12 protein-coding genes are annotated in these 16,511 nt (G+C 72.8%); 6 read left to right on the plus strand and 6 right to left on the minus strand.

Annotated elements, in window-relative coordinates:
* Nucleotides 1-8: 8 nt before the first annotated feature.
* Nucleotides 9-1,544: a class I adenylate-forming enzyme family protein gene (locus C1A17_RS13180; protein ID WP_101653405.1), complete on the minus strand. Its 1,536-nt coding sequence runs from the start codon at nt 1,542-1,544 to the stop codon at nt 9-11.
* 72 nt (nt 1,545-1,616) lie between these two features.
* On the opposite strand from C1A17_RS13180, the gene C1A17_RS13185 reads away from it, so the two are divergent.
* Together C1A17_RS13185 and C1A17_RS13190 are read left to right on the plus strand one after the other, a co-directional pair.
* Entirely contained in the window at nt 1,617-2,237 is a 621-nt protein-coding gene (locus C1A17_RS13185) for a TetR/AcrR family transcriptional regulator (RefSeq protein ID WP_137319005.1), read from the plus strand.
* Nucleotides 2,234-3,916, plus strand: a complete 1,683-nt coding sequence (locus tag C1A17_RS13190) for an acyl-CoA dehydrogenase family protein (RefSeq protein WP_101653407.1) — start codon at nt 2,234-2,236, stop codon at nt 3,914-3,916. The genes C1A17_RS13185 and C1A17_RS13190 overlap by 4 nt, the downstream gene beginning before the upstream one ends.
* A gap of 165 nt (nt 3,917-4,081) precedes the next feature.
* On the opposite strand, the gene C1A17_RS13195 is transcribed toward C1A17_RS13190, so the two are convergent.
* The 5 genes from C1A17_RS13195 to C1A17_RS13215 all read right to left on the minus strand — a co-directional run bounded on the left by C1A17_RS13195 (nt 4,082) and on the right by C1A17_RS13215 (nt 11,109).
* Nucleotides 4,082-5,527, minus strand: a complete 1,446-nt coding sequence (locus tag C1A17_RS13195; RefSeq protein WP_101653408.1) for an LLM class flavin-dependent oxidoreductase — start codon at nt 5,525-5,527, stop codon at nt 4,082-4,084.
* A complete protein-coding gene (locus C1A17_RS13200) occupies nt 5,524-7,455 on the minus strand; it encodes a dipeptide ABC transporter ATP-binding protein (protein WP_101653409.1) in 1,932 nt (643 codons plus the stop codon). The genes C1A17_RS13195 and C1A17_RS13200 overlap by 4 nt, the downstream gene beginning before the upstream one ends.
* Nucleotide 7,456: 1 nt before the next feature.
* Complete coding sequence (locus C1A17_RS13205; protein ID WP_101653410.1) at nt 7,457-8,401, minus strand: ABC transporter permease; 945 nt, start codon at nt 8,399-8,401, stop codon at nt 7,457-7,459.
* Nucleotides 8,398-9,366 (minus strand): ABC transporter permease, encoded by a 969-nt coding sequence (locus C1A17_RS13210; protein ID WP_245873757.1) that lies wholly within the window; start codon nt 9,364-9,366, stop codon nt 8,398-8,400. Before C1A17_RS13210 ends, C1A17_RS13205 begins: the two co-directional genes overlap by 4 nt.
* A gap of 90 nt (nt 9,367-9,456) precedes the next feature.
* Nucleotides 9,457-11,109, minus strand: a complete 1,653-nt coding sequence (locus C1A17_RS13215; RefSeq protein ID WP_101653411.1) for an ABC transporter substrate-binding protein — start codon at nt 11,107-11,109, stop codon at nt 9,457-9,459.
* A 266-nt stretch (nt 11,110-11,375) separates the two neighbouring features.
* Between C1A17_RS13215 and C1A17_RS13220 the strand changes: the two genes are divergently transcribed.
* The 4 genes from C1A17_RS13220 (at nt 11,376) to C1A17_RS13235 (ending at nt 16,252) form a co-directional block, all read left to right on the plus strand.
* A complete protein-coding gene (locus C1A17_RS13220; RefSeq protein ID WP_101653412.1) occupies nt 11,376-12,677 on the plus strand; it encodes a type III PLP-dependent enzyme domain-containing protein in 1,302 nt (433 codons plus the stop codon).
* A 10-nt stretch (nt 12,678-12,687) separates the two neighbouring features.
* A complete protein-coding gene (locus C1A17_RS13225) occupies nt 12,688-13,812 on the plus strand; it encodes a pseudouridine synthase (protein WP_245873759.1) in 1,125 nt (374 codons plus the stop codon).
* Nucleotides 13,813-14,741: 929 nt separating this feature from the next.
* Complete coding sequence (locus C1A17_RS13230; RefSeq protein WP_101653413.1) at nt 14,742-15,380, plus strand: hypothetical protein; 639 nt, start codon at nt 14,742-14,744, stop codon at nt 15,378-15,380.
* A gap of 56 nt (nt 15,381-15,436) precedes the next feature.
* On the plus strand, nt 15,437-16,252 hold the full coding sequence (locus C1A17_RS13235) for a hypothetical protein (protein ID WP_101653414.1): 816 nt from the start codon (nt 15,437-15,439) through the stop codon (nt 16,250-16,252).
* Nucleotides 16,253-16,511: the final 259 nt, after the last annotated feature.

Genomic DNA, 16,511 nt, shown 5'->3' on the forward strand with positions numbered 1-16,511 from the left:
CTGACTGCTCAGGCGTCGGAGGGGTGGGCGACCTCGTCACGGAGGCGGTGCTTGAGGAGCTTGCCGGACGGATTGCGCGGCAGCGCCTCGGTGACGATGACCTCGCGCGGGAGCTTGTACCGGGCGAGCTTGTCGGACAGGTGGTCGCGCAGCGTCTCGACGTCGAGCTCCGCGCCGTCCGCGGTCGTCACGACCGCCACCACCTGCTCGCCCCACTCCGGATCCGGTCGGCCGACGACCGCGACGTCGACGACGTCCGGGTGCGCGATGATCGCCTCCTCGACCTCGAGCGAATAGACGTTCTCGCCGCCGACGATGATGACGTCCTTCATCCGGTCGACGATGTAGAGGTAGCCGTCCTCGTCGATCCGGGCGACATCGCCCGAGCGGTACCAGTCGCCCTCGAACGCCGCCTCCGTCGCCGCGGGGTTGTCGAGGTAGCCGCGCATCCGGCAGTCCCCGGAGAACCAGATCTCCCCGGTCTCTCCCGGGCCCGCCTCGGTGCCGTCGGCCTTGACCACCCGCATCTCGTTGCCGACCATCGCCGCCCGGCCCACCGACCCGGCCTTGCGCACCTGGTCCTCGGGCGGGAGCAGGCACCCGGTGGGACCCATCTCGCTCATCCCGAAGAGGTTGTAGAACTGATCGGTGCCGTAGGTGTCGATGAGCATCTTCGCCGTCTCCCGATCGATCGGTGCGCCGCCGTAGGTCCAGCGGCGGACGGTGGAGAAGTCGTAGGAGGAGAAGTCGATGCCGAGCTTCTTCGCGGTGAGGATCGGGGCGACATAGGCGATCGTCGGTCCGAAGAAGGTGGTGATCCGCTCCGCGGCGAGGATCTTCATCGACTCCACCGGGTGGTACTCGCGCTGGAGGACGACCGTGCCGCCGACGAGCATCATCGGCATGAGGCTGATGTTGAGCGGTGCCGAGTGCCAGATCGGCATGCAGATGAGGAAGCGGTCATCGGCCCGGTAACCCATGTTGAGCGCGATGAGCATGGCGACCTGGGCGATGTTCCGGTGCGGATGGATGCAGCCCTTGGGGGCGCTCGTCGTGCCCGAGGTGTAGAGGACCTGGGCGACCGCCTCGTCGTCGAAGTCCGCGAGCTCCGCCGGGTCCGCAGGGGTCGCGGCGGCGAGCTGCGCGTCGAAGCTCTCCGGCTCCTCGGACTCAGTCGCGAGCCAGGGGATGTCCGGCGCCCCGGTGCGGGCGATCTCGGCGAGCTCCGCGCTGACGATGCCGAGCTTCGCCTTCGAGTGCCCGATCGTGTACGCGACCTCGGGCGGCTGCATCTTGTGATTCACCGGCACCACGGTGGCGCCGAGGTACCAGGCGCCGAAGGCGGCGTAGACGAACCCCGGCACGTTGAAGGTCATGATCCCGATGGTGTCCCCGGCCTCGATCCCGTTGGCGCGGAGCACGCTCGCCGCCCGCAGGGCGCGGTCGCGCAGGTCCCGATAGGCCACCCGCTCCGAGCCGTAGACGAGGGCCTCCTTGTCCGGATCGCAGCGGACGGAGGCGTCGAGCAGTGTGCTGAGCTTCATTGCTTCTCCTTGTGATCGGTGCCACACTGCAAATATTGAACCACGATTCAGTTCTTGCCGGAAGGGGGCCGGGTGTACCGGGAGACGACGCGGACGCGGGCCAACGCCGCCGCACGTCGTGCCCGGATCCGGCGAGCCGCACGCCATCTCGTGGCCGAGGGCGGATTCGGTGCGGCGAGCGTCGCCGAGGTCGCCCGCCGGGCCGGGTGCAGCACCGGGCTCGTCTACTCCTACTTCCGCAACCGCGATTCGCTCCTCGCCGCGGTGTTCGCCGAGGCCGCCGAGCACGAGCTCGAGGCCGTCGCCCGGGGGATCGCGGACGCCCGCACCCCGGAGGAGTGCGCCGGCGCGGTGGTCCGCGTGTTCATCGAGCGCGCCGTGGCCGGCCGCCGCCTCGCCCATGCCCTGCTCATCGAGCCCGTTCCGGAGGCGGTGCAGCGCGAGCGCCTGCGGCTGCGCCGGTCCTATGCCGAGCTCATCGCCGCCGGGCTGTCCCGGACGAGTGCCGGCGCGGGCCGAACGCCGATCGCCGGGCCGGACGCGGTGATCGCCGCGCGGGCGCTCGTCGGCACGATCTCCGAGAACCTCATCGACGTCCTCGACGACGCGCTGCCGAGCCCCGAGCCGCCGGCCGTCGACCACCTCGTCCGCGCGATCACCCGCCACTCCCGCCGAGCCCTAGGAGCGCCATGACCGTCACACACACCGTCCTCAACCAGTCCGCGCCCCGCACGGACGTCGACGAGTTCGCCCTCGACACCGCGCTGCAGGAGGCGGTGGCCCGGTACGCGCTGCAGGCGGACACGGAGGAACTCGGCCGGATCGGACGCGTCGTCGGCAGCGCCGGGTTCCAGGACGACGCACGCCTGGCGAACGAGCACACGCCCCGGCTCCACACCCACGACCGCTGGGGCCACCGGGTCGATGACATCGAGTTCCACCCCGCCTACCACCGGATCATCGACGAGTCCCTGCAGGCGGGCACCCACGCGCTCGCCTGGACGCAGGGCGGAGCCGGGGCCGAGGCGGAGCGCGCCGCCCGCTTCATGCTGTTCTCCCAGGTGGAGCCGGGCCACGCGTGCCCGGTGTCCATGACGCACGCCGTCGTTCCCTCGCTGCGCGCCGACCCCGCGCTCGCGGAGTTCTGGGTGCCCCGGGCGACGGCCGCCGCCTACGACCCGCGCCGCATCGACCCGGCGGAGAAGTCCGCGGTGACTTTCGGGATGGCGATGACGGAGAAGCAGGGCGGGTCCGATGTCCGCGCGAACACCACCACCGCGGTCCCGGACGGGGACGACCACCTCATCACCGGGCACAAGTGGTTCTGCTCCGCGCCCCAGTCCGACGCGTTCCTCGTCCTCGCCCAGCTGCCCGAGGGGCTCAGCTGCTTCGTCGTGCCCCGCGTGCTGCCCGGCGGCGAGCTCAACCCCTTCCGCATCCAGCGCCTCAAGGACAAGCTCGGCAACCGGTCCAACGCGTCCTCCGAGGTCGAGTTCGACGGCACCCGGGGCCGCCTGCTCGGCGAGCCCGGGCGCGGGGTGCGCACGATCATCGAGATGGTGTCGCGCACCCGGCTCGACTGCATCCTCGGCTCCGCGGCCGGCATGCGGCAGGGCGTCGCGGAGGCGGCCTGGCACGCCCGGCACCGCGCGGCGTTCGGCGCGACCCTCATCGATCAGCCGCTCATGCGCGCGGTCCTCGCCGACCTCCAGCTCGAGGCCGAGGCTGCGACCTGGACGGCGCTCCATATCGCCGGGGCGCACGACGCGGACGACGCCGCGGCGGGGGCGGATCCGGGGCGGTCGGCGGGATCCGAGCGCGCGGACTTCCGACGGCTCGCCACCGCGGTCGCGAAGTACTGGGTGTGCAAGCGCGGCCCGGAGCACGCCTACGAGGCGCTCGAGTGCCTGGGTGGCAACGGCTACACCGAGGCGTTCCCGCTCGCCCGGCGCTACCGGGAGCAGCCGGTGATGGCGGTCTGGGAGGGGTCCGGCAACGTCATCGTCCTCGACGTGCTCCGCGCGCTCGCCCGGGAGCCGCACTCGGCGAAGGCGTTCCTCGGCTTCCTCGAGACCGGCCTCGGCCGCCTGCCGGAGTACGACCGCGCCTACGAGGCGCTCGCCGGCGCGCTGCAGTCGGCGCTCACCGCGGTGTCCGGCGGCGACGCCGCGGCCCTCGCCGGGGTGCAGGGCGGCGGCCGGGTGCTCGTCGAGCAGATGGCGCTGCTCCTCCAGGCCGCGATCCTCCTCGGATCCGCGCCCGAGGCGGTGGCGACGAGCTTCGTCGCCGCCCGCCTCGGGGCCGATCGCGGGCGCGAGTACGGCGCACTGCCCGCCGGGGTCGACATCGACCTCCTCGTCGACCGGGCGTAGGGAGCGATGCGGGTCCCGGGACGGCCGGCCGGGAACCGGGGCGCCGCACCCGAGGGACGGCACCCGAGGCGCGGAGCCGCGCCCGGGGAGCTGCACCCGGGGAGCGGCCGGCCGGGACCCGAGGCGCCGAACCCGAGGCGCAGCCGGCCGGGACCTCGCGGGAGCTCAGGAGCGCGAGCCCGACAGGGCCGGGGTGCGCGCCGGATCCGCTTCTGCGGCCCCCGTGTTCGCCTCGGCTGCCGCGGCCGACCGGTCGCCGAAGGCTCCGCGGTAGCGGGCCGCCGGGTGCCGGTCGGGCAGCCGGTCGTGGCCGAAGATCCGCCCGCGCAGAGTGGTCTCCGGGCCGTACTCGGTCTTCGCGAGCCCGCGCTCCTGGAGGGTCGGGAGCAGATGATCGATGAACTCGGTGTACGACTCCGGGAGGCGCCAGTTGACGACGTTGATCCCGTCGACCCCGGCCCGCTGCCATTCCGCGAGCCGGTCGGCGATCTGCTCGGGCGTCCCGACGAGCGACTGTCCGATCATCCGGTTCCGGGCGAGGTCCCCGAGCACCGGCTCGCGTCCCGGCGTCGCGGCCCGCAGCCAGTCGATGTGTCCGCGGCCGCCGTTGTTCGGGATGTCCTTGAGCGGGGTGTCGGCGGGCAGCCGGGTGCCGTCGGGCAGGATGCCGAGCGAGGCGTGCGTCGCGTACCCGGTGTCGGAGGCATAGTCGAGCAGGTCGCGGTTCTTCGCCTGCGCCTCGGCCTCGGTGCTCCCGATGACGAAGCTCATCCCCTGGAAGAACCGGATGTCGTCCGCACGGCGGCCGTTGGCGACGACCTGCTGCCGGGCGCCGTCGATGTGCTCGCGGGCGACCTCGGGGTTCGGGGTGGCGATGAAGACGGCCTCTGCGTGGCGGGCGGCGAACGCGATGCCGCGCGGCGAGCCGCCGGCCTGGAACAGCAGCGGGGTCCGCTGCGGGCTCGGCGCCGGGAGGTGCGGGCCTTCGACCCGGTAGCGCTCGCCGATGTGGTGGATCTTGTGGATCCGGGCGGGGTCGGCGAAGCGTCCGCCCTCCCGGTCCTTGAGCAGGGCGCCCTCGTCCCAGGACCCCTCCCACAGTTTGTAGACGACGTCGACGTACTCGTCGGCCCAGTCGTAGCGCGCGTCGTGCTCGACGAGGCCCGGCAGGCCGAAGTTCCGCGCCGCGTTCTCCTGTGTCGAGGTCACGATGTTCCACGCGATGCGGCCCTTCGACAGGTGGTCGAGGGTGGAGATCTGGCGCGCGAAGTTGAACGGGGGATTCTGCATGACGTTCGAGGTCGTCGCCAGCCCGATGCGGTCGGTCACCGCGGCGAGCGCTCCGAGCAGCACGGTCGGATCGTTGCTCGGGATCTGCAGCCCCTCGTGGACGTTGTCGACGTAGGAGCCGCCGGCCGGGCCGTAGAGGCCGGATACGTCGGCGAAGAACATCGCATCGAACAGGCCGCGCTCGAGGGTCCGTGCGAGGTCGAGCCACAGGTTGAGGCCCTGGTACTCGACCTGCCCGGCGTCCGGGTGGCGCCATTGGCCGTGCTGGATGTGGGACGGGGTGTTCATGAGGAAAGCGTTGAAGAGCAGCGGGCGGGTCATGGTGATCTCCTCGGTTCAGGTGTCGGGTTCGTTCTCGTGGTCAGGGTCGGGCGTGGTCGGAGGCGGGCACCGGCGGATCGTCGGGCATCTCCGGCGGGGGAGCGGGCGGTGGCGGTGGCCGCCGCCCGGTCGAGCGTGGTGAGCGAGTCGACGAGCGTGCGGGTGTAGGGGTGGGCGGGGGCATCGAAGATCGCGCTCGGGCTGCCGGACTCCACGACCCGCCCGTCCTTCATCACGAGCACCCGGTCGCTCAGATGGCTGATGACGCCGAGGTCGTGGGAGATGAAGAGGACGCTCGTCCCCAGATCCCGCCGCAGGTCGGCGAGCAGGTCGAGGATCTGCGCCTGGACGGACACGTCGAGGGCGGACACCGCCTCGTCGAGCACGAGGACGTCCGGTTCCGGGGCGAGCGCCCGGGCGATCGCGACGCGCTGCCGCTGCCCGCCGGACATCGTCGCCGGGTTCCGGCCGGCGACCTCGGGACCGAGTCCGACGAGCGCGAGGAGACGGTGCACGTCGCCTCGGCCGCCCGGCAGCGCGTCGCGGATGACGCGCTCGACCGTGAAGCGGGGGTCGAAGGAGCTCAGCGGATCCTGGTGCACCACGGAGATCCGGGTGCGCAGGGCCCGGCGGTGCCGTTCGGACAGCGCCGACCACGGGTGCCCGAGGAGGATGACCTCGCCGGAGTCCGCGGTCTCGAGCCCGAGGGCGATGCGGGCGGTCGTCGACTTGCCGGAGCCCGATTCGCCGACGATGCCGAGGACCTCGCCGCGTCGGAGGCGGAACGACACGCCGTCGACGGCCCGCTGGGACGTCCCCCCGCGGCGGGGGAACACCCGGACGAGGTCGCGCACCTCGAGCACGACCTCCGTCGCCCGTTCCGCGGCGATCGCAGGGAGTGCCGCGGAGAGCTCCGGAACGGCCGGCACCGGGGCGGCCGGGCGGGCGTCAGGTGCACCGGATGCGCCGCCCGCACTCCCGGTGCCGCGTACTGCGACGGCAGGCGGGGCGGCCTCCGGGCCGCTCAGCCGCCGGCCGCGGGTGGCGGCGCTCGGCACCGCGCGGATGAGGGCCCGGGTGTACGGGTGCGCCGGGTCGGCGAGCACCTGGGCAACCGGCCCCTGCTCGACGACATGTCCGCCGCGCATGACGAGCACCTCGTCGGCGAGGTGGGCGACGACCGACAGGTCGTGGCTGATGAGGACGAGCGACCGACCGGCGGCCTTCATCTGCTCGAACACGCCGAGGACCTGCGCCTGGACGGTGACGTCGAGGGCGGTGGTGGGTTCGTCGGCGATGAGCACCTGCGGGCCGAGCGCGATCGCGGAGGCGATGAGCGCGCGCTGCCGGAGTCCGCCGGACAGCTCCCCGGGACGCTGCCGGGCGCGGACCTCCGGCTCGGGCACACCGGCGGCGGCGAGGAGCTCGACGACGCGACGACGGCGCGCGGACCGCGGGCCGGTGCCGTGGAGCCGGAGCGCCTCGGCGATCTCGGACCCCACGGGTCGCAGCGGATCGAGCGACACGAGAGCGTCCTGGAGGACGAAGCCGATCTGCGCGCCGCGGATCCGGCGCCAGTCCCGTTCGCCCCGGGTGAGCAGGTCGTCGGAGCCGAGCCGCAGGGCGTCGGCGCGGACCTCGGCGCCGCGGCCGGGCAGGCCGACGAGCGTCCGGGCGGTGACGCTCTTCCCCGACCCCGATTCGCCGACGATCGCGACGCAGTGGCCGGGGTGGAGGTCGAAGGACAGCCCGTGGACGATCTCCCGGAGCCCGCCGTCGCGGCGGAATCCGACGTGGAGGTTCCTCACCTGCAGCCGCGGCTCGGTGGCGGCCGGGGGAGGCGGGCCCGCCGGGAGCGCGTCCGCAACGGGAGGCGTCGGGAGGGCGGCGTGGCCCGAGCGGGCGGGTGCGAGGATCTCGGAGGTCATGTCAGTCTCCTGTCTCGAGGCGGTTCCGGATGGAGGTGCCGAGGGTGGTGGCGGCGAGGGCGAGCAGCGCGATGACGAGCCCGGGGATGATGACGAGCCATCCGGCTGCGGTGAGGTAGGTCCGCCCGGCATCGAGCAGCGCACCCCATTCCGGTGACGGCGGGGCGACGCCGAGGCCGAGGAAGGCGAGGCTCGAGGCCCACACGATCGACTGGCCGATCGACATCGTGAAGATCCCGACGAGGGGGCGCAGCGCGTTCGGCAGGATGTGGCGGCCGATGATCCGCCGGCGCCCGTGTCCGAGCGCCGTGGCCGCCTCGACGTACCCGGAGGTGCGGGCGGTGAGGAGCTGACCGCGCACGATCCGTGCGTACCCCGGCGCGGTGCCCACCCCGACGGCGAGCACGAGGCTGAGCGGCGAGGGGCCGAGCGTGGCGATGAGGAGCAGCGCGAGGAGCAGGGTGGGGAAGGCGAAGAGGATCTCGATCGTGCGGTCGGCCACGCCGGACAGGATCCGGCCGGTGAGCGCAGAGGCCGCGGCGAGCAGCACCGCGAGCGTGAGGCTCACCGCCGCCGCCCCGAGCCCGATGAGGAGCGACAGCCCGGTGCCGTGGACCACGCGGGTGTAGAGGTCGCGGCCGAGCTCGTCGGTGCCGAACCAGTGCGCGGCCGAGGGCGCCTGCAGGGTGGCGCCGAGGTCGAGCGCCTCCGGGCTGCCCGGGGCGAGCAGGCCCGGCGCCACCGCGGCGAGCGCGAACACCGCGAGCGTCGCGGTGGCCGCGAGCGGGCCGAGGGGCGGGCGGCGGCGCGGACGCCGCGGGGCGCCGGCCTGGGGTGCGAGGGTCGCCTCGGCGCCGGGCACCGGGGTGGAGGACGGCGGGACGAGCGAACCCGGGGCGCCGGTCGGGGGTGCGGTGCGGGTGGGGATCAGCGGCGGGGTGGTCATGCTTTCAACCTCGGATCGATGAGGGCGGCGAGCGCATCGACCGCCAGGTTGACGAGGACGTAGAGGGCGGCGATGAGGACGATGATGCCGGTGACGACCGGGAGGTCCTGGGCCTCGATGGCGGACACGAGCACCCGGCCGATGCCGGGGCGGTTGAACACCGATTCGACGATGACGGCGCCGGACACGGTGGCGCCGAGCGCCCAGCCGGACAGGGTGAGCGGCGGGACGGCGGCATGGCGCAGCACGTGCCGCAGCCGCACCCCGAGGTCGCCCATGCCGCGCACCCGGGCCGACAGCACGAACGGCCGGGCGAGAGCGAGCTCGAACTCCGCCCGCGTGGCCTGCCCGAGGAACCCGGCGAGCGGGATCGCCAGCGTGAGCGCCGGCAGCAGGAGGGCGGCCGGCCCGTTCCCGCCGACGACCGGCACCCAGCCGAGCTCGAGGGCGAACACGAGGAGCAGGAGCACGCCGAGCCAGTACTGGGGCACGCTCGCGGCGAACACCTCGACCGTGGAGGCGAGGCTGCGGACGCGCGGGGAGCGGCCGGCGGTGAGCGTCACCCAGGCCACCATGAGCACCCAGGCGAGGACGAGCGCGGTGAGCGAGAGCGCCACGGTGGCGCCGAGCTGCTCGGCGATCATGTCCCACACCGGCCGGTGCTGCTGGTAGGAGACGCCGAGGTCGCCGCGGAGCAGCCCGCCGAGGTAGGACAGGTACTGCTCGAACGGTGGGGCGTCGAAGCCGTATTCGGCGTTGACCGGGGCGAGCTCGGCCGGGGTGCGCTCCTGCGTCTGGCCGGTGCGGAGGTTGAGGATCACCGCCGCCCGGTCGCCGGGCTGCGCGAGCTGGGCGAGGAACGCCACGGTGACCGCGCCCCACATGACGAGGAGCGCCGCGGCGAGTCGTCCCGGCCAGCGGCCGAGGTGCCGCGCCCACGAGGCGAGGTGCCGCGTCCAGGTCACGAAGCGGGCGAGCCCGGTGCGGGGCCGGGAACACGCACCCGGCAGGCACCTCGGCGGCGGTCGGGGGCCGAGGTGCCTGCCGGGTGCGTGTCAGTCGACGAGGTGGGCGTCATGGAAGACCGGTCCTCCCTGTGAGTTCTCCTGGCGGATGCCGTCGACGTGCGGACCGACGGCGAGCGTGCTCAGCCGGTCGTACACGCCGATCGACAGCGCGTGATCGGCGATGTGCTCCTGCGCCTGCCGGTAGAGGGCATCCTGCTCGTCCGGGTCGACGGCGGAGTTCGCCTCGCGGATCGTGGCCTCGAGCGCGGGGTCGTTGTAGAAGGCGGCGTTGGACGGGTTGGGGGACTCCGGGAGGTTCTGCCGCCAGTTGACGAGCAGGATGCCGGCGTTGACGGAGGTCCAGTAGCCGATGCTCACGTCGTAGTCCTCGGGCCCGGAGTAGGCGCCGGCGGCGGCCGCGCTCGGCGGGTAGGGGATGAGCTCGACCTCGAAGCCGACCTCCTCGGCGTACTGCTGGAGCCCCTGGATGATCGCCGCGCCGTCCTGGTTGATCGTGCTGTTGATCGCGTAGGGGAAGTCGATGTGGAGGCGCTCGCCGTCCTTGACGCGCACCCCGTCCTCGCCGACCTCCGACCAGCCGGCGGCGTCGAGGAGCTCCCGGGCGCGCTCGGGGTCGTAGGAGTAGCGGGCCGCGGCCTCCTCGCTGTAGGCCGGGGTGGAGCGGCTCACCGGGCCGTTGCCCTCGTAGGGGATGACCCCGCGGCCCACCGCCTCGACGACGGATTCGCGGTCGAGGCTGTAGGCGAAGGCCTGTCGCACGCGCTCGTCGGCGAACGGCCCGCGGCCGGTGTTGAAGCTCAGCTGCTGGGGGCGGCCCGGGGTGATGTAGCGGTGGAGCTCGTAGCCCTCGGACTCGAGCGCGGACCACTCGAAGGCCTGGATGTCGTAGATCGCGTGGACCTCGCCGGAGCGCAGCGCCGCGGTGCGGGCGGTGGGGTCGGTGATGAAGCGCCAGTCGACGCGCGCCACCCGGGCCGGCCCCTGCACGGCGGCGTTCGCCGGCGCCCAGTCGTAGTCGTCGCGGCGGTCGAGGACGATGTTCTGGCCGCGGTTCCATTCGGTGACGGTGAAGGGGCCGGAGCCGATCGGCTGCCGGCAGTTCTCCTCCGCGGTCCGCTCCGCCAGCGCGGCCGGCGACTGGAGACCGAAGTAGGGCTGGGTGAGGTTCTCCGCGAACCGGGGGTAGGGCTGGGAGAGCGCGACCTCCACGGTGGTGGCGTCGAGCGCGCGGGCGGAGTCGACGTAGGGGCCGATCCACACCTGCGCGGTGCCGTTGCCGCCGGCGAGCCAGTAGTCGATGTTGTCGACGATCGCCTGCGCGTCGACCGGTGTGCCGTCGGAGAAGGTGGGCCCCTCCTGGAGGGTGAAGGTCCAGGTCAGGTGGTCGGCGGACTCGTGCCAGTCGGTGGCGAGCCAGGGGACCACGTGGCCGTCCTCGTCGAGGGAGACGAGCCCGTCGAGGACCTGGTGCGAGAGATAGCCCTGCTCGATCCAGCCGCCGTACACGCAGGGCGGCTCCTGCTGGTGGCCGTAGACGAGGGTGCCCTCGGCGACCGGTGCCGGATCCGGGCCGGCGCCGGAGGAGGCGACGAGCTCGGTGCCCGGGGCCGAGCAGCCCGCGAGCACCGCCATCATCGCCAGTCCGGCTCCGATGCGTGCGGACGGTCTCGGTGTGCGCATGGCGGCCTCTCCTCCTGGTCGACGGTGTCGGGCGGGCTGCGCGCCGTGCTGTGCGGCGGCCCGATCCGAGCGGTGACGCCACCGTACGGAGGCGCCGCCGGCCGGTGATGCGGTCGCGGACGCGCGGCGACGCGGTCCGTCACACGGGCGTCATCCGCCGTCGCACGATGACGGGGGATGACGGCGTGCATCGCACCGGCCGCCCGCAGCGGCGCAGCTGTGGCAGGGGGCCGGGGCGCCGCGGACTGCGTCGATAGACTGCCCGCATGTCTGATTTCGTCGACCGCCGCTATGCCGCCGTCCGCTCCCTCGCCGCCGAATCCCTCATCACCGCAGAGCAGCCGGTCGTCGGGATCATCGACACCGAGGCGGTCGAAACCCAGATCGAAGCGCTGACCTGGGCATTCAGCTCGATCCCGGACACCCTCCACCTCGTGGCGTGCAAGGCCGTCACCCTCGTCCCGTTGCTGCGGTTCCTCGCCGACCGCGGGATGGGCGTCGAGGTTGCGAGCCCCGGCGAGTTCGCGATGGCCGAGGCCGCCGGCTTCCCGCCGGAGCGGATCGTCCTCGACTCGCCGGCGAAGACGGTGCCGGAGATCCGTCACTGCCTGACCGTGGGCGCGGCAGTGAACATCGACTCCTATCAGGAGCTCGCCCGGATCGAGGAGCTGCGGGCGGAGATCGACACGCGCTCGGTGATCGGAGTTCGGGTCAACCCGGTCGTCGGCTCCGGGTCGATCGACGAGATGAGCACCGCGACGACCACGACGAAGTTCGGCATCCCCCTCATCGACGAGGAATCCCGGCAGGCGCTCGTCGACACGATCGTCGCCCGCCCCTGGATCACCCAGCTCCACGTCCACTCCGGCTCGCAGGGCGTCGGGCTCGACCTCGCCGCGGAGGGCATCAGCCGGATCGTGTCGCTCGCCGAATCCGTCACCGAGGCCGCCGGGTTCCAGCAGATCACCCGGATCGACATCGGCGGCGGGCTGAGCGTGAACTTCGGCTCCGACGAGATCACCCCGACGTTCCACACCTACGCCGAGGTGCTCGAGCGCGCGGTGCCGGAGCTGTTCAGCGGCAGGTACACCGTGCTCACCGAGTTCGGCCGCTCGCTGCTCGCCAAGGCCGGGTCGATCGCCACCCGCATCGAGTACACCAAGCAGGTGGGCCAGCGGGCGTTCGCGATCGGTCACGCGGGTGCGCAGACCGCGACCCGCACGGTCTTCATGCCGCAGGCCTGGCCGCTGCGGGTGAGCGCCTTCCACGCCGACGGCACACCCAGCCGGAACCCGAACCGGATCCAGGACCTCGCCGGGCCGTGCTGCTTCAGCGGCGACATGATCGGCCGCGAATTCGTGATCCCCGGCCTCGACCCCGGGGACATCGCGCTCATCCACGACACCGGTGCCTACTACTTCTCCACCCCCTTCGCCTACAACGCGCTGCCGCGCATCCCGGTCTACGCCTACACCTCGGACGGGTCGACGGCGAAGTTCACCTGCATCCGCCGTCAGCAGACCGTCGCCGAGCTCCTCGCCGAGGCGGGGGAGGACGTCCGCCTGTGAGGTGCCACCCGTGCCGGTGAGCCCGCTGCCGCCGCGTGCGGGGATCTCCGCGAACCGGCTGCGCGCCCCCGGCGGTCGGCAGACCCACGCGCGGTCGGGCGACCCGGTGCCGGCGACGGTCGGGGAGTGGCTGCGCACGGAGTTCCCGAACGCCTCGGATGCCGACATCGCCGGCCTGCTGCGGCAGTCGGACGAACCGGTGGTCGGTCCACCGAACACTCGGTCGAACGGGCTTTCGGACAGGCCGCGCGACAGCCGGAGTGACGCGCAGGCCGACGAAACGGAGGTGCGTGCCGGACAGATGTGCGACGCGGCCGGGCGCCCGGTGACGGCCGCGGATCCGGTGGTCCCCGGCGGGTTCTACTGGTTCCACCGCCCGGTGCCGCCGGAGGAGCGGATCCCGTTCGAGGTCGGCATCGTCCACGCGGATGCGGACCTCCTCGTCGTCGACAAGCCCCACTTCCTCGCGAGCACCCCGAACGGCCGGTTCGTCCGCGAATGCGTCGTCACCCGGCTGCGGGTCGAGCGCGAGGAGCCCGACCTCGTGGCGATCCACCGCCTCGACCGCGTGACCGCCGGGCTGCTCGTGCTGTCCCGCCGGCCGGAGACGCGCGGCGCCTACCAGCGGCTGTTCCAGGACCGGCGGGTGCGCAAGACCTACCGGGCGCTCGCCGAGGTGCCCGCGGGGTTCGACGGCTGGGAGGCCCCGCGGCCCGGCGAGGAGTGCGTGCGCCGGATCGAGCGCTGGAGCCGGTTGGAGAAGGAGCCGGGGACGCGGCAGATGCTCGAGGTGCCCGGCGAGCCGAACGCGCACAGCACCATCGAGTACCTCGGTGCGGCAGGGCGCCTCGGCGATTTCCGGCTCACCCCGCACACGGGGAGGACGCACCAGCTGCGGGTCCACATGAATGGCCTGGGCCTGCCGATCCTCGGCGACCCCGTGTACCCGGTGGACCTCGCGCCGGACCCCTACGACTTCTCCTCGCCCCTGCAGCTGGTCGCCGAGAAGCTCGCATTCACCGACCCGCTCACCGGCGAGCCCCGCGAGTTCACGAGCCGACTGACGCTGAGCGGTGCCTTGGGCTGCACCGGAAGGCGGTGCTGCGGGCTGACGCTGCGCGGTTCCTCTGACTGAACCGGAAGGCGGTGCTGAGCGGTTCGTCTGGCTGACACCGTGCGGTGCCGTGGGCTGACACTGAGCGGTTCGTCGGGCTGACGCTGCGCGGGTCCTCCGCCCGACCGTCGGCGTCGAGACGGTCCGAGCCCCGTCGATCTGCCACTTCTGCTCGATCCACACGTCGACCTGCCGCTTGTGCTCGACTTCAGCGACATTTCTCGTGCACAACTGGCAGGTCGATGAGAAATACAGTGGTGAGCCATAGCGCAGGGGAGCATCGCAGGTGAGGAGGAGTCGGGATGCCCAGTGCGGGTCTCGGTGCAGATCGGGAACACCCTCGTCACACCGCGGCGGGCTCGGCACGGAATACTGAGGGCATGAGCAATCGGTACGGACCGCACGCGCACCCGGACCCCTCCGGGCACCCGCAGCAGGGGCGACCCGACCCCGCGCGAGGTGGCCGGCCGGGCGCACCGCAACCGCGCCCCGACGCCCCACCGCCGCCGCGTCCCGGGGACCCGCGCAACCGACCGTCCGGTGCACCCGCGCCCCGGCCTGCCCATGCGATGCCGCCGCGCCCGCCTGGGCCGCCCCCGGGCACTCCGCCGATGCCGACCGGCACACCGAACGCGTCCCCGATGCCGACCGGCACGCCGAATGCGTCCCCGATGCCGGCAGGCGCACCCCACTCCTCGCCGAACCCTGCGGACCGACCTGCCCGACCCCCGAGTCCACCCGACCGACCTGCCCGACCCCCGAGTCCACCCCGGCCCTCCCACCGCCGGCGGCCGACTCCCTCGGGCCGGCAGGACCGCGTTCCACTGCCCGCGCCCTCCCGCGCGCCGAACAGGGCCGCCACGGGCGGAGCCGCACGGACCAGCGCCCACGACGAGACCCGGACCCCGACCTGGGGCCGCGACCTCGGCCGGAACGTCATCCTCTCCGTCATGGTGACCGTGCTCTCCGCCTTCATCGTCTTCGCCACTTCGACCGGTCTCATGAAGGACCGGCAGTGGGAGGAGATCACGGAGGTCGGCCTGTTCGCGGCGATCATGACCGCAGTGTTCGGGTGGATGTTCCCGTTCCTCATGGCCGAGTTCAAACGCAACGACTCCGGGTTCCGGCGCGAGGGACTGTTCCCGCTCATGCTCGTCTCAGCCCTGCTCGGCACCGCAATCCTCACCCTTTCGAGCGTCCTGTGGCCGTGGATCGGGACGCTCCACCCGGAGACCGGACAGCTCACCGAGCTCGTCGGGCACCACCCGGTGGGCCTGTTCTACACCGCGGCGATGTATTTCACCGCCGCGATGATCTCCTGCGCGTTCTTCGTGCTCATGTCGACGGCGCCGTTCGCCGTCATGGTCCCCCAATCCGCGCCCTGGCTGGGGACGGTCCTCACGCTGCTCGGCTACCTCGGGCTCAGCGGCGGGTACATCGGCGTGGCGATCTGGCTCGGCCTGCGCGATCCGAGCGCCGGGGGCCTCCTGTTCCTCGCGGTGTGCGTGCCGGTGAGCGTGCTCCTCTGCGCCGCCGGCATCGGGCTCACCCAGCGTGTGCGCCTCCCGGAGATCGTGGTCAGCCGGTGAACGGTCCGCCACCCCGACCGCCGCGACCTCCTCGACCTCCGCGGCCGGCTCGGCCGATGCCGGGTCCGCTGCACCCCGATCACGCGCCTCCCGGCCCTGGGCACGGTCACCCCACCCGGCCTCGCGGCAGGTACTCGACTTCGCGCGGCACGCGGCCCGCCCCGCCGTGGGGGCTCGACCTCGTCCGACCGCTGCTCTTCGTCCTCGCCCTCGCCGTCATCAGCGTGCCCGGCGTCTGGCTCGCTGACTCCGGTGTGCTGACCAACAGGGCGGGCAACCCCATCGACGACATCGGGCTCTACGCCGCGGGGTGGACCGCCGTGCTCGGCACGATCCTGCCGATCTTCCGCGGGAACCCGAAGCGCGCCGACCGCGGCCTCCGCCGCACCGGTCTGGTGCCGCTCGTCATCGTGATCGCCGTGATCGCCGCGCTCGCCGCGCTCGTCATGTGCATCATGAGCCTGCTGTGGCCGTTCGTCGGCGACTTCCCGGCCGCGACCGGGGAGCTCGCCGACCGTGCCGGCGGCGATCCGGCCGGGGTGCTCACGACGTTCCTGCTCATGAGCACGAGCGGGATCCTCGGGATGACGTTCTTCGCCGTCCTCACCGTGCACGACCCGCCGCACCCGGCGCGGATCTGGGGCACCCTGGGTTGGATCGGCAGTGCGGTCGCCTACATCTGGCCGGCGATCATCGTGGTGATGCGCCCGGCCTCCTGGGGAGGGATGGTGTTCCTCCTCAGCTGCTTCGCCGCCGTGGTGGTCTGCATCGTCGTCCTCGGCGCCGTGCAGCGGAACCGGCCTGGCCCCCACGGCCGAGGTGGGGCGCACGGTCGATCCGTCCCGCGCCGCCGGCCCGACGTCCGCCGGTGAGCTGGATTCCACTCCCATCGACCTGCCATTTCTGCACGCATTCCGACCCCGAGATCGAGCACAATCGGCAGGTCGATGGTCTTGACCGCCAGGTCGACGGGGCGACGGCTGCGGGGCGTCCGGGGATGGTGCAGATCCGCATCACCGTCGGCACATCTGTGCGACCGGGCCGCGGAATACTCGAGGGCATGACAGGACGGAGATCATGAGCGGCCGGCAGTTCTCCTCCCACGGGCATCGGCCTCCGCCGCCGACCCCA

The sequence above is a fragment of the Brevibacterium ihuae genome, assembly GCF_900184225.1.
GTDB lineage: Bacteria > Actinomycetota > Actinomycetes > Actinomycetales > Brevibacteriaceae > Brevibacterium > Brevibacterium ihuae.

Coding starts and splice junctions, on each gene's coding strand:
- C1A17_RS13180 (WP_101653405.1), bottom strand. CDS start 1,544: ATGAAGCTCAGCACACTGCTCGACGCCTCCGTCCGCTGCGATCCGGAC.
- C1A17_RS13205 (WP_101653410.1), bottom strand. CDS start 8,401: ATGACCACCCCGCCGCTGATCCCCACCCGCACCGCACCCCCGACCGGC.
- C1A17_RS13215 (WP_101653411.1), bottom strand. CDS start 11,109: ATGCGCACACCGAGACCGTCCGCACGCATCGGAGCCGGACTGGCGATG.
- C1A17_RS13195 (WP_101653408.1), bottom strand. CDS start 5,527: ATGACCCGCCCGCTGCTCTTCAACGCTTTCCTCATGAACACCCCGTCC.
- C1A17_RS13200 (WP_101653409.1), bottom strand. CDS start 7,455: ATGACCTCCGAGATCCTCGCACCCGCCCGCTCGGGCCACGCCGCCCTC.
- C1A17_RS13190 (WP_101653407.1), top strand. CDS start 2,234: ATGACCGTCACACACACCGTCCTCAACCAGTCCGCGCCCCGCACGGAC.
- C1A17_RS13235 (WP_101653414.1), top strand. CDS start 15,437: ATGCCGGGTCCGCTGCACCCCGATCACGCGCCTCCCGGCCCTGGGCAC.
- C1A17_RS13220 (WP_101653412.1), top strand. CDS start 11,376: ATGTCTGATTTCGTCGACCGCCGCTATGCCGCCGTCCGCTCCCTCGCC.
- C1A17_RS13230 (WP_101653413.1), top strand. CDS start 14,742: ATGGTGACCGTGCTCTCCGCCTTCATCGTCTTCGCCACTTCGACCGGT.